Source organism: Burkholderia cepacia complex sp. TUM26381, from assembly GCF_057439935.1.
In genome coordinates, this window is sequence record NZ_CM172006.1 from 2,539,242 (window position 1) to 2,552,717 (window position 13,476).

The window sequence follows — 13,476 nt, forward strand, 5'->3', positions numbered from 1 at the left end:
CGTCCTTACTTCACCCAGATGTTCAGCGGCGACATCATCCAGAAGCCGACCACGATCACCCAGATCACGGTGACGGGAAGGAACACCTTCCAGCCCAGACGCATGATCTGGTCGTAACGGTAGCGCGGGAACGTCGCGCGGACCCAGATGAACACCGACAGCAGCGCGAAGACCTTCAGCACCAGCCAGAAGATGCCCGGGATGAACGACAGGAATTCGAACGGTGCATCCCAGCCGCCGAGGAACAGCGTCGCAGCCAGCGCCGAGATCACGATCATGTTGATGTACTCGGCGAGGAAGAACAGCGCGAACGCCATACCCGAGTAATCGATCATGTGACCCGCGACGATCTCCGACTCCCCTTCCACCACGTCGAACGGGTGGCGGTTCGTTTCGGCGATGCCCGAGATGAAGTACACGACGAACGCCGGCAGCAGCGGCAGCCAGTTCCACGACAGGAAGTTCACGCCGTGACCCGCGAAGAAGCCGTGCTGTTGCGAACCGACGATTTCCGACAGGTTCAGGCTGCCGGCCGTCATCAGCACCAGCACCAGCGCGAAGCCCATCGAGATTTCGTACGACACCATCTGTGCCGCCGCGCGCATCGCGCCGAGGAATGCGTACTTCGAGTTCGATGCCCAGCCCGCGAGAATCACCGCGTACACGCCGATCGACGAGATCGCCATCGCGTACAGCAGGCCCGCGTTCACGTTCGCGAGGACCGCTTCGGCCTGGAACGGGATCACGGCCCACACGGCGAACGCCGGCACGACGGTCATCACCGGCGCAATCAGGTACAGCCAGCGGCTGGCGGCGCTCGGCTGAATGACTTCCTTCAGCAGCAGTTTCAGCACGTCGGCGATCGGCTGCAGCAGGCCGCCGGGGCCGACGCGGTTCGGGCCGAGACGCACGTGCATCCAGCCGATCAGCTTGCGTTCCCACAGAATCAGGTACGCGACGCACAGCAGGATGACGACGGAGACGACGAGGATGCGCACGACTGCCCACACCGTCGGCCATGCGAAGCCGAGAAGCTCGGCCCCGCCCGCGTTGATCGTATCGAACAAGCTCATTTACGCCTTCTCCACCACCAGTTCACCGGACAGGCTGCCGAGCGCTGCGCCGGCAGGCGTCGCCGCCGACACGCGAACGACCGTCTCCGCAAGATTCGCGTCGCGCACGGCCGGCAACTGCACCGCACGCTCGCCCTGGCGCACGCGCACGGCGTCGCCTTCCTTCAAGCCCAGCTTGTCGAACAGCGCGGCCGGCAGGGCTGCGGCATTCGCCGCCTTCGCAGCGGTCGTCAGGTGCAGCGCACCTGCACGGCGCACGAGCGCGTCGGCGTGATAGATCGGCACATCGGCCAGGCGCTCGAAGCCGCCGTTCGCGGCATTCGCCGCGGCACGCACCGGGGCGACCGACGTCTGGTTCGACAGGCGGCCTGCAACGCCGGCGTCGCCGAGCGCGGCGAGACGCACTTCTTCCGAGGTCTCGTATTCGAAGTTCGGCAGGCCCAGCAGGCTGCCGAGCACGCGCAGCACCTTCCAGCCCGGACGCGTGTCGCCGAGCGGGCGCACGACGCCGTTGAAGCTCTGCACGGTGCCTTCGGCGTTGACGTACGTACCGGCCGTTTCCGTGAACGGCGCAACCGGCAGCAGCACGTCGGCGTAGTCGAGGCCGTGCTTGAACGGCGACATCACGACGACCATTTCCGCCTGGTTCAGCGCGGCCAGGGCCTGTGCCGGATCGGCGGTATCGAATTCCGGTTCGACGTTCAGCAGCACATAGCCCTTGCGCGGCTGCGCGAACGCTTCGCGTGCGTTCAGGCCGCCTTCGCCCGGCAGTGCGCCGACGACGTGCGCGCCCACCGTGTTCGCCGCTTCCGTCAGGAAGCCGAACGTGGCGCCGGTGTTGTCGGCGATCCACTTGGCGACGGCATGCAGCTTCGCGAATGCCGGATGGCGGACCGCGACGTTGCCGAGCAGCACCGCGCGGCGTTCGCCGTTCGACAGCGACTGCGCGACAGCCTGCGCGGCCGGCGATGCGGTGACGCCTGCCAGTGCGTCGGGCAGCGCGACGCCGCGCAGTTGCGCGACGGCCGCGGCGATGCCGGCGAGTTCGTCGAGCCATGCGGACGGTGCAGCAACGATGCGCTGCGCGGTCGGGATCAGTGCGTCGTCACCGGTCGCGTGCAGGAAGTGCAGCTTCGCGCCGTTCTTCGCAGCCTGACGCAGGCGCGACGCAAACAGCGGGTGGTCGCGACGCAGGAACGAACCGACGACGAACGCGGCGTCCACGTTCGACAGGTCGGCGATCGGCATGCCGAGCCACGGTGCGCCCTGGACCGGCGCCGAGAAATCCTGCTGACGCAGACGGAAGTCGACGTTCGGCGTCTTCAGCTCATTGGCGAGCTGCTTCACGAGGAACAGCTCTTCAGCGGTGCTGTGCGCGCTCGCGAGCATCGCCAGCGCGTTCGCGCCGTGATCCGCGGCGATGCCCTTCAGGCCCTTCGCGACGTATTCGAGCGCGGTCTGCCAGTCGGTTTCGATCCACTGGCCGCCCTGCTTCAGCATCGGCTTCGTCAGGCGCTCGTCGCTGTTGAGGCCTTCATACGAGAAGCGGTCCTTGTCCGAGATCCAGCATTCGTTGATCGCTTCGTTCTCGAAAGGCAGCACGCGCATCACGCGGTTGTTCTTCACCTGCACGACGAGGTTCGCGCCGACGGAATCGTGCGGGCTCACCGACTTGCGGCGCGACAGTTCCCACGTCCGGGCGCTGTAGCGGAACGGCTTGCTGGTCAGCGCGCCGACCGGGCACAGGTCGATCATGTTGCCCGACATTTCGGAATCGACCGTCTTGCCGACGAACGTCGTGATTTCCGAGTGCTCGCCGCGGCCCAGCATGCCGAACTCCATCACGCCGGCGATTTCCTGGCCGAAGCGGACGCAGCGCGTGCAGTGGATGCAACGCGACATTTCTTCCATCGAAATCAGCGGGCCCACGTTCTTGTGGAACACCACGCGCTTTTCTTCCGAGTAGCGCGACGACGACTTGCCGTAGCCGACCGCCAGATCCTGCAGCTGGCATTCGCCGCCCTGATCGCAGATCGGGCAATCGAGCGGGTGATTGATGAGGAGGAATTCCATCACCGACTGCTGCGCCTTCACGGCCTTGTCGGACTGCGTGTGGACGATCATGCCGGCCGACACGGGGGTCGCGCAGGCAGGCACGGCCTTCGGCATCTTCTCGACTTCGACGAGACACATCCGGCAGTTGGCCGCAACCGACAGTTTCTTGTGATAGCAGAAGTGAGGAATGTACGTATCCGCCTTGTGCGCAGCCTGGATCACCATGCTGCCTTCGGGCACCTCGACCTTCTTGCCGTCTATTTCAAGTTCAACCATGATGGTGAATGGTCCTTAACCTATTTCCGCCCGTTCGCGCCTTCGCCCGACCGTGCGCTCAAATTCCGCAACCGGGTTCGCTTCAGGCCGCCGCCGCGTGCGCGTGGCCGCCGACCATGCAGTGCTTGTGCTCGACGTGGTACGCGAATTCGTCCCAGTAGTGCTTGAGCATCCCGCGTACCGGCATCGCCGCCGCATCGCCGAGTGCACAGATCGTACGGCCCATGATGTTCTCGGCAACCGAGTTCAGCAGGTCCAGATCTTCCTGGCGCCCTTCGCCGTGCTCGATACGATTCACGACGCGATACAGCCAGCCGGTGCCTTCGCGGCACGGCGTGCACTGACCGCACGATTCCTCGTAATAGAAGTACGACAGGCGCAGCAGCGAGCGCACCATGCAACGCGTCTCATCCATCACGATCACCGCGCCGGAGCCGAGCATCGAGCCGGCCTTCGCGATCGAATCGTAGTCGAGATCCGTCTGCATCATGATGTCGCCCGGGATCACCGGCGCCGACGAACCGCCCGGAATCACGGCCTTGATCTTCTTGCCGCCGCGCATCCCGCCGGCGAGCTCCATCAGCGTCGCGAACGGCGTGCCGAGCGGCACTTCGTAGTTGCCCGGACGCTCGACGTCGCCCGATACCGAGAAAATCTTCGTGCCGCCGTTGTTCGGCTTGCCGATCTCGAGGTAATTCTGCGGCCCGATGGACAGCAGGAACGGCACCGCGGCGAACGTCTCGGTGTTGTTGATCGTGGTCGGCTTGCCGTACACGCCGAAGCTCGCCGGGAACGGCGGCTTGAAGCGCGGCTGGCCCTTCTTGCCTTCGAGCGACTCGAGCAGCGCCGTTTCCTCGCCGCAGATGTACGCGCCGTAACCGTGGTGCGCGTGCAGCTGGAACGAGAATTCCGAGCCCATGATGTTGTCGCCGAGGAACCCGGCTGCGCGCGCTTCATCGAGCGCGGCTTCGAAGCGTCGATACACTTCGAAGATTTCGCCGTGGATGTAGTTGTAGCCGACGGTGATGCCCATCGCGTACGCGCCGATGGCCATGCCTTCGATCAGCGCATGCGGGTTCCAGCGCAGGATGTCGCGATCCTTGAACGTGCCCGGCTCGCCTTCGTCCGAGTTGCAGACGAGGTACTTCTGCCCCGGGAACTGGCGCGGCATGAAGCTCCACTTCAGGCCGGTCGGGAAGCCCGCACCGCCCCGGCCACGCAGGCCCGACGCCTTCACGTCGGCGATCACCTGCTCGGGCGGAATCTTTTCTTCGAGAATGCGGCGCAGCTGCTTGTAGCCGCCGCGCGCAACGTAATCTTCGAGATGCCAGTTCTCGCCGTTCAGACCAGCGAGGATCAGCGGTTTGATGTGACGGTCGTGGAGGGACGTCATTTCGAGAGCTCCTCAAGCAGCTGGTCGATCTTCTCGCGGCTCATGAAGCTGCACATTCTGTGATTGTTCACCAGCAGCACCGGCGCATCGCCGCACGAGCCCATGCATTCGCCTTCCTTCAGCGTGAACTTGCCATCGGGCGTGGTCTCGCCGAAGCCGATGCCGAGCTTCTGTTTCAGGTAGTCGGCAGTCGCTTCCGCGCCACCGTGCGGGCCAAGCTGGCACGGCAGGTTCGTACAGAGCGTGATCTTGTGCTTGCCGACCGGGTTGAGCTCGTACATCGTGTAGAACGTCGCGACTTCCTGCACGGCAACGGCCGGCATGCCGAGATAGTCCGCGACGAACTGCATCAGTTCGGGCGACAGCCAGCCGTGCTCTTCCTGAGCAACGGCCAACGCCGACATCACGGCGGACTGTTTCTGATCGGCGGGATACTTCGTCAACGCTCGATCGATTTCCTTCAGGCCTTCAGCTGAGATCATTTTCAGACACGACTCTTTCAATTCCTACCGAACGAACAACCTGCCGCACACTGGGGTGCATGGACGGCAGACCTGGCGCTCACTCTGTTGACAGCTTGCGAAGCCGCGCCGGTTCAGCGCGCATCGCGTGTGATTGGCTGCTCACCGCCCGCTCGCGCGGGCGGCGCAACCATTAGCGATCGATCTCGCCGAACACGATGTCCTGCGTACCGATGATCGTGACGGCGTCGGCGATCATGTGACCGCGCGCCATTTCGTCGAGGGACGCCAGGTGAGCGAAACCCGGTGCGCGAATCTTGAGGCGATACGGCTTGTTGGCACCGTCCGACACGAGGTAGATGCCGAACTCGCCTTTCGGATGCTCGACCGCCGCGTACGCTTCGCCTTCCGGCACATGGAAACCTTCGGTGAAGAGCTTGAAGTGGTGAATCAAGTCTTCCATGTTGGTCTTCATGCCGACGCGCGACGGCGGGGCAACCTTGTGATTGTCCGTCATCACCGGGCCCTGATTCTTGCGGAGCCACTCAATACACTGTTTCGCGATGCGGATCGACTGGCGCATTTCTTCGACGCGCACCAGATAGCGGTCGTAGCAATCGCCGTTCACGCCGACCGGCACGTCGAAATCCATGCGATCGTACACTTCGTACGGCTGCTTCTTGCGCAGATCCCATGCGATACCCGAGCCGCGCAGCATCGGGCCCGTCAGGCCCATCTGCAGCGCACGTTCGGGGCTGACCACGCCGATCCCGACCAGACGCTGTTTCCAGATCCGGTTGTCGGTGAGCAGCGTTTCGTATTCGTCGACGCACTTCGGGAAGCGCGTGAAGAAGTCGTCGATGAAGTCGAGCACCGAGCCGCTGCGCGCTTCGTTCATCTTCGCGAGCGCCTTCTCGTTGCGAATCTTCGACGCCTTGTATTGCGGCATTGCGTCAGGCAGGTCGCGGTAGACGCCGCCCGGACGGTAGTACGCGGCGTGCATCCGGGCGCCGGACACCGCTTCGTACACGTCCATCAGGTCTTCGCGTTCGCGGAAGGCGTACAGGAACACCGCCATCGCGCCGACGTCGAGTGCGTGCGCGCCGATCCACATCAGGTGGTTCAGCACGCGCGTGATCTCGTCGAACAGCACGCGGATGTACTGCGCGCGCTCGGGCACTTCGATGCCGAGCAGCTTCTCGATCGCAAGCACGTAGCCGTGCTCGTTGACCATCATCGACACGTAGTCGAGACGATCCATGTAGGGCACGGACTGGATGAACGTTTTGGATTCCGCGAGCTTTTCCGTCGCGCGGTGCAGCAGGCCGATGTGCGGATCGGCACGCTGGATGACTTCGCCGTCGAGCTCGAGCACGAGGCGCAGCACGCCGTGCGCTGCCGGGTGCTGCGGGCCGAAGTTGAGCGTGTAGTTCTTGATTTCTGCCATGACGCCCCCTTAATGTTTCAGACCGCCATAGCGATCCTCGCGGATCACGCGCGGCGTGATTTCGCGCGGCTCGATCGTCACCGGCTGGTACACCACCCGCTTCTCTTCCGGGTCGTAACGCATTTCGACGTAGCCCGACACCGGGAAGTCCTTGCGGAACGGGTGGCCGATGAAGCCGTAGTCGGTGAGGATGCGGCGCAGGTCGGGGTGGCCTTCGAACACGATGCCGTACAGGTCGAACGCTTCGCGCTCGTACCAGTTCGCGGAGGTCCAGATGTCGACCAGCGACGCAACGATCGGCAGGTCGTCGTCCGGCGCGAATGCGCGCAGGCGCAGGCGCCAGTTGTTCGTGACCGACAGCAGATGCGACACGGCCGCGAAGCGCGGGCCGTCGTAGGCACCGTCGCCGAAGGTCTGGTAGTCGACGCCGCAGAGATCGAGCAGCTGCTCGAAGCGGAGCTTCGGATCGTCGCGCAGCGTCTTTGCGACTTCGAGGTAATCGCTCGCCTTCACGACGAGCGTCAGTTCACCGATTGCTTCGGTGAGGCTCACCACGCGCGCGCCGAGCGCGGCTTCGAGGTTTGCCTTGAGGGTCTCGATTTTGCTTGCCATATTGAGGGGACGCTCGGGGCTTTATTGACGGGCGATGGTATTGGTGCGGCGGATCTTCGCCTGAAGCTGGATCACGCCATAGACCAGCGCCTCGGCCGTGGGCGGACAGCCCGGCACGTAGACGTCGACCGGCACGATCCGGTCGCAGCCGCGGACCACCGAGTACGAGTAGTGGTAGTAGCCACCGCCGTTCGCGCACGACCCCATCGAGATCACCCAGCGCGGCTCGGCCATCTGGTCGTACACGCGGCGCAGCGCGGGCGCCATCTTGTTGCACAGCGTGCCGGCGACGATCATCACGTCCGACTGACGCGGACTCGGACGAAACACGACGCCGAACCGGTCCAGGTCATAACGGGCCGCGCCCGCATGCATCATCTCGACGGCACAACACGCGAGCCCGAACGTCATCGGCCACAGCGAGCCGGTACGCGTCCAGTTGATCAGCTTGTCAGCCGTCGTGGTGACAAACCCTTCCTTCAAGACCCCTTCGATACTCATTTGCTTTCCACTCCAGACGAGCGACCGAGCGTGGCCGCCCATGCAAACCGGCGATTAACCCATCACTCCCAGTCGAGCCCGCCCTTCTTCCAGATATAGGCAAAGCCCAGCAGGAATTCGAGCAGAAAAATCATCATTGCGATGAAACCCGGCCAGCCGATGTCCCGGAGCGCGACGCCCCACGGAAACAGGAATGCGGTTTCGAGATCGAAGATGATGAACAGGATGGCGACGAGGTAATACCGGACGTCGAATTTCATCCGGGCGTCTTCAAAGGCTTCGAAGCCGCACTCGTACGGTGCGTTCTTCTCGACGTCCGGCTTGTTGGGACCAAGGAGCTTGCCGATGCTGACCAGCGCTATACCTAAACCAGTGCCCACGAGGAGGAACAACAAGACGGGGTAATAGGCTGCGAGGTTCAAGGCAATCCTCTATCGGTTGGTTCTGAGCGTCCGGAGAATACCACTATCCGGCGGAAGGGATCATTTCGGAGTGCAGGCGATCGCAAGACAACCGCAAGCACACCCCAGAAATGAAAAATGCCAGCCACTAGAAGCGGCTGGCATTGAGTAACTTTGGTGCCGACGGCGAGACTCGAACTCGCACAGCTTTCGCCACTACCCCCTCAAGATAGCGTGTCTACCAATTTCACCACGTCGGCACTGCATGCAACTCGGGTTGTGTTGCTTGTTTCCCGCGAATCGCTTCAAGAATTAAATTCTAACCCGAGTTCCAGATTTGTTCAACGCACAAACGCGAAAAATTTAACTTTTTATTTCGGGACGTCCTGGCCCGGCGCGCTCGCAGCCGAGCCCGCAGCGGCAGCGGATGCCGCGACAGCCGGTGCCGATGCTGCAGGCGCCGATGCCGGTGCGGTCGCTGCCGCGCCGAGCACGCCGGCCGACGGCGTCGACTTGTACGAACCGAGGTAGGTCAGCGCGAGCGTCGCGACGAAGAAGATCGTCGCGAGGATGCCCGTCGTACGCGACAGGAAGTTCGCCGAGCCCGTCGCACCGAACAGGCTGCCCGACGCGCCGCTGCCGAACGCAGCGCCCATGTCGGCACCCTTGCCGTGCTGCAGCAGCACGAGACCAATCACACCGAGTGCAGACAACACCTGCACCACAATAATCAGCGTCTTGAATAACAGCATCACACCCACCCGATTGGATCGGGCGACCGGACCGTCCGGCCGCCGTCATGGTTCAATTCGATCTCGGACCGCTTATCGCGCGGCCCGGCAGATCGCCAGGAAATCTTCCGCCTTCAGCGACGCGCCGCCGATCAGGCCACCGTCGATGTCCGGTTGCGCGAACAGCTCTTCCGCGTTGTCCGGCTTCACGCTGCCGCCATACAGCACGGACACGTCCGCCGCCCCCTTCGCCGCGAGACGCGTGCGCAGGAACGCGTGCACGTCCTGTGCCTGCGCCGAGGTCGCGCTCTTGCCCGTCCCGATCGCCCAGACCGGCTCGTACGCGACGACGATGCGTACAGCCTCGTCGGCCGTCAGCGCGGCCAGTACCGCATCCAGTTGCGCACCGACGACCTGCTCGGTCGCACCCGACTCGCGCTCGTCGAGCGTCTCACCGACGCACACGACCGGCGTGAGGCCGGCTGCGAGCGCGCGCTGCGCCTTCGCCGCGACCGTCTCGTTGCTTTCGCCGTGATACGCGCGACGCTCCGAGTGACCGACGATCGCATAGCGTGCGCCGAACTCCGCAACCATCGCGGCCGCCACTTCGCCGGTGAACGCGCCCTGTTCGTGCGCGGACACGTCCTGCGCGCCCCAGGCGACACGGCCGCCGTCGAGCTGCGCGTGAACCTGCGCGAGATACGGGAACGGCACGCACACGCCGACCGACGTTTCGGCCGCCACCGCGCCCGCGCCCTGCACCACTTCGTTCAGCAACGCCTGGTTGCCGGCCAGCCGGCCGTGCATCTTCCAGTTGCCGATCACCCGCTTAGTTCTCTGTTTCGACATCGTGTCTGTCTCGTCACCGCTGTGTCATTAACGCGCCGGAAACCGGCCGTCAGGTTTGATCTGGCGAAGCAAACCCGCGATTTTACTGCGCACGGCTTGAACCGGTCAAACCGCGCATGTCAAGCCCGGCCACACGGGCCGTCACGCGTTCGTACCCCAATCGAGGACGATCTTGCCGGTGTGCTCGCTGCTTTCCATCAGCGCATGGGCCTGCGCGGCGTCCGCGGCCGGCAGCACGCGATAGATCACCGGCTTGATGCGGCCTTCGGCGATCAGCGGCCACACGCGCGCCTTCAGTTGCGCAGCGATGCGCGCCTTGAACTCGACCGGACGCGGGCGCAGCGTCGAACCCGTGATCGTCAGCCGGCGGCGCAGGATCTCGCCGAGGTTGACGTCGGCCTTCGCACCGCCGAGCAGTGCGATCAGCACGAGACGGCCGCCGTCCGCGAGCGCGGACAGCTCGCGCGGCACGTACGAACCGGCCACCATGTCGAGAATCACGTCGACGCCGCGATCGTGCGTCAGCGACTTCACGACCTCGACGAAGTCTTCGGTCTTGTAGTTGATCGCGCGCTCGGCGCCGAGCGCCTCGCACGCGCGGCACTTGTCGGCGGTGCCGGCCGTCGCGAACACGCGAAAGCCGAGCGCATGCGCGATCTGGATCGCCGTCACGCCGATGCCGCTCGAGCCGCCCTGCACGAGCAGCGTCTCCTGCTCGCCGCCCTCGCCCGCGCCGAGCTGCGCACGGTCGAACACGTTGCTCCACACGGTGAAGAACGTTTCGGGCAGCGACGCGGCCTCGATGTCGGTGAGCCCGTCGGGCACCGGCAGGCACTGCGGCAGCGGCGCAACTGCGTATTCGGCATAGCCGCCGCCTGCGAGCAGCGCGCACACGCGATCGCCCAGCTTCAGGCCGAACGGGTTCAGCGCGGCATCGGACAAATCGCCGCCGACGATCTCGCCCGCCACCTCGAGCCCCGGCAGATCCGACGCCCCCGGCGGCGGCGCATAGGCGCCCTTGCGCTGGAACACGTCGGGCCGGTTCACGCCGGAAGCCGCCACCTTGATCAGTACCTCGCCGCGCTTCGGTTCGGGGCGCGGACGCTCCGCAAGCTTCAGCACGTCGGGGGCGCCGAATTCGGTGATTTCGATGGCTTTCATGGTGAGGTGGGCTCCAGGAACGGAATCGGATGGTACGCACGCACGCACGCACGCGCGCGCACGGCGCGGGCGCGTCGCCGGCGCTGCTGCGCCGCACAACGATGCTACAGAAAAAACGGCCGGCACGCTTTCGCACTGCCGGCCGCTGGTCCGCCTGTCCGCTTACTGCTGCGGCGGCGTATCCGACTGCGTTGCCGCGGCTGCTTCGTTCAGCAGCGCCTTGGCGGACAGTCGCACACGACCCTTCTCGTCCGTCTGAATGACCTTGACCTTAACCTGCTGACCTTCCTTCAGGTAGTCGTTGATGTCCTTCACACGCTCGTTGACGATTTCCGAGATGTGCAGCAGGCCGTCCTTGCCCGGCAGCAGGTTCACGATCGCGCCGAAATCGAGCAGCTTGAGCACCGTGCCTTCGTACACCTGGCCGACTTCGATCTCGGCCGTGATTTGCTCGATGCGCTTCTTCGCTTCGGCCATGCCGTCGCTGTTCGTGCTCGCGATCGTCACGACGCCGTCGTCCGAGATGTCGATGGTCGTGCCCGTTTCTTCCGTCAGCGCGCGGATCACCGAACCGCCCTTGCCGATCACGTCGCGGATCTTTTCCGGGTTGATCTTGATCGTGATCATGCGCGGCGCGAATTCCGACAGTTGCGTGTTCGCACCCGAGACTGCCGACGTCATCTTGCCAAGGATGTGCATGCGGCCTTCCTTCGCCTGCGCGAGCGCGACCTGCATGATTTCCTTCGTGATGCCCTGGATCTTGATGTCCATCTGCAGCGCCGTCACGCCTTGTTCCGTGCCGGCCACCTTGAAGTCCATGTCGCCGAGGTGATCTTCGTCGCCGAGGATGTCGGTCAGCACCGCGAACTTGTTGCCTTCGAGGATCAGGCCCATCGCGATACCCGCGACGTGCGCCTTCATCGGCACGCCGGCGTCCATCAGTGCGAGGCAGCCGCCGCACACCGATGCCATCGACGACGAACCGTTCGATTCGGTGATTTCCGACACGACGCGGATCGAGTAGCCGAATTCGTCGGCGCTCGGCAGGCACTTGACCAGCGCGCGCTTCGCGAGACGGCCGTGGCCGATTTCGCGGCGCTTCGGCGAGCCGACGCGGCCCGTTTCGCCGGTCGCGAACGGGGGCATGTTGTAGTGGAGCATGAAGCGCTCGCGGTATTCGCCTTCGAGCGCATCGATGATCTGCTCGTCACCCTTCGTGCCGAGCGTCGCGACGACCAGCGCCTGCGTCTCGCCGCGCGTGAACAGCGCCGAGCCGTGGGTACGCGGCAGCACGCCGGTGCGGATTTCGATCGGGCGCACGGTGCGCGTGTCGCGGCCGTCGATACGCGGCTCGCCGTTCAGGATCTGCGAACGGACGATCTTTGCTTCGATGTCGAACAGCACGTTGCCGACGGTGGCCTTGTCGGCCGCGACCGTACCGGCCGCCTGTGCGTCTTCCTCGAGCTTCGCCGACGTTGCCGAGTAGACTTCCTTCAGCTTCGCCGAACGCGCTTGCTTGTCGCGGAGTTGGTAAGCGGCGAGCAGGTCGTTCTGCGCCAGCTCGGTCACGCGTGCGATCAGCGGCTCGTTCTTCGGCGCCGGCTGCCAGTCCCACTCGGGCTTGCCGCCTTCGCGCACCAGTTCGTGGATCGCGTCGATCGCGATCTGCATCTGCTCGTGACCGAACACCACGGCGCCCAGCATCACTTCTTCCGACAGCTGGTCGGCTTCCGATTCGACCATCAGCACGGCGCGTTCCGTACCCGCGACGACGAGGTCGAGGCTCGATGCCTTGATCTGGTCACGCGTCGGGTTCAGCACGTATGCGTTGTCGATGTACGCCACGCGTGCGGCACCGACCGGGCCGTTGAACGGCAGGCCCGACACGGCGAGCGCAGCCGATGCGCCGATCAGCGCGGGGATGTCCGCCGGGACTTCCGGGTTCACGGACAGCACGTGGATCACGACCTGGACTTCGTTGTAGAAGCCTTCCGGGAACAGCGGGCGCAGCGGACGGTCGATCAGGCGCGACGTCAGCGTCTCATGCTCCGACGGACGGCCTTCGCGGCGGAAGAAGCCGCCCGGGATCTTGCCGGCCGAGTAGGTCTTCTCGAGGTAGTCGACGGTCAGCGGGAAGAAATCCTGGCCCGGCTTTGCCGACTTCGCGCCGACGACGGTTGCCAGCACGACGGTATCTTCGACGTCGACGATCACCGCACCGCTCGCCTGGCGAGCGACTTCACCGGTTTCGAGGCGCACCTTGTGCTGGCCCCACTGGAATTCCTTCACGACCTTGTTGAACATGGACATGGTTGCTCCTTTGAATTCATGCATTTCATTCGCCGCGCCGGCCATCCGGCACGGCGGCGTCCCGACCGAATCACCCGGAGCAAGGTGTGTTTTTTATGCCATTCCAGCGCGGCGCTCATGCAGCGACGCGCTGGAATGACACAAATCCTGCCCCGGTATCAGTCGTTGCGGCAGCCCCGCACAAACGTGCCGGACAGCCTGCGATG

The 13,476-nt window shown here is 64.5% G+C and carries 12 protein-coding genes and 1 tRNA gene; all 13 read right to left on the reverse strand.

The features are described from left to right. Positions 1-5: 5 nt before the first annotated feature. The 13 genes from nuoH to pnp all read right to left on the reverse strand — a co-directional run bounded on the left by nuoH (position 6) and on the right by pnp (position 13,270). On the reverse strand, positions 6-1,073 hold the full coding sequence (nuoH, locus tag ACWMMN_RS11900; protein WP_059233605.1) for an NADH-quinone oxidoreductase subunit NuoH: 1,068 nt from the start codon (positions 1,071-1,073) through the stop codon (positions 6-8). Beyond that, positions 1,074-3,404, reverse strand: coding sequence for an NADH-quinone oxidoreductase subunit NuoG (gene nuoG, locus ACWMMN_RS11905; RefSeq protein WP_059233604.1), 2,331 nt, complete (start codon positions 3,402-3,404; stop codon positions 1,074-1,076). Positions 3,405-3,486: 82 nt separating this feature from the next. Next, positions 3,487-4,797, reverse strand: a complete 1,311-nt coding sequence (gene nuoF / locus ACWMMN_RS11910; protein WP_006478267.1) for an NADH-quinone oxidoreductase subunit NuoF — start codon at positions 4,795-4,797, stop codon at positions 3,487-3,489. After that, a complete protein-coding gene (gene nuoE / locus ACWMMN_RS11915; RefSeq protein WP_006756903.1) occupies positions 4,794-5,279 on the reverse strand; it encodes an NADH-quinone oxidoreductase subunit NuoE in 486 nt (161 codons plus the stop codon). The genes nuoF and nuoE overlap by 4 nt, the downstream gene beginning before the upstream one ends. Before the next feature lie 172 nt (positions 5,280-5,451). Next, positions 5,452-6,705 (reverse strand): NADH-quinone oxidoreductase subunit D, encoded by a 1,254-nt coding sequence (locus ACWMMN_RS11920; protein WP_043188847.1) that lies wholly within the window; start codon positions 6,703-6,705, stop codon positions 5,452-5,454. A 9-nt stretch (positions 6,706-6,714) separates the two neighbouring features. After that, entirely contained in the window at positions 6,715-7,317 is a 603-nt protein-coding gene (locus tag ACWMMN_RS11925; RefSeq protein WP_059233603.1) for an NADH-quinone oxidoreductase subunit C, read from the reverse strand. A gap of 21 nt (positions 7,318-7,338) precedes the next feature. After that, the gene (locus tag ACWMMN_RS11930) at positions 7,339-7,818 is read right to left on the reverse strand and encodes a NuoB/complex I 20 kDa subunit family protein (RefSeq protein WP_006398799.1); all 480 of its coding nucleotides are present in this window, start codon (positions 7,816-7,818) and stop codon (positions 7,339-7,341) included. Positions 7,819-7,880: 62 nt separating this feature from the next. Then, positions 7,881-8,240: an NADH-quinone oxidoreductase subunit A gene (locus ACWMMN_RS11935; RefSeq protein ID WP_006398798.1), complete on the reverse strand. Its 360-nt coding sequence runs from the start codon at positions 8,238-8,240 to the stop codon at positions 7,881-7,883. A 154-nt stretch (positions 8,241-8,394) separates the two neighbouring features. After that, a tRNA-Leu gene (locus ACWMMN_RS11940) sits at positions 8,395-8,479 on the reverse strand. A gap of 111 nt (positions 8,480-8,590) precedes the next feature. Beyond that, on the reverse strand, positions 8,591-8,971 hold the full coding sequence (gene secG, locus ACWMMN_RS11945; protein ID WP_256085097.1) for a preprotein translocase subunit SecG: 381 nt from the start codon (positions 8,969-8,971) through the stop codon (positions 8,591-8,593). A gap of 72 nt (positions 8,972-9,043) precedes the next feature. Beyond that, positions 9,044-9,799, reverse strand: coding sequence for a triose-phosphate isomerase (gene tpiA, locus ACWMMN_RS11950; RefSeq protein ID WP_342702625.1), 756 nt, complete (start codon positions 9,797-9,799; stop codon positions 9,044-9,046). Between the two features lie 141 nt (positions 9,800-9,940). Further along, on the reverse strand, positions 9,941-10,960 hold the full coding sequence (locus tag ACWMMN_RS11955; protein WP_059233600.1) for an NAD(P)H-quinone oxidoreductase: 1,020 nt from the start codon (positions 10,958-10,960) through the stop codon (positions 9,941-9,943). 162 nt (positions 10,961-11,122) lie between these two features. After that, positions 11,123-13,270 carry a polyribonucleotide nucleotidyltransferase gene (pnp, locus tag ACWMMN_RS11960; protein ID WP_059236671.1) on the reverse strand — a complete coding sequence of 716 codons (2,148 nt, stop codon included), beginning with the start codon at positions 13,268-13,270 and terminating at the stop codon, positions 11,123-11,125. Between the last annotated feature and the right edge of the window lie 206 nt (positions 13,271-13,476).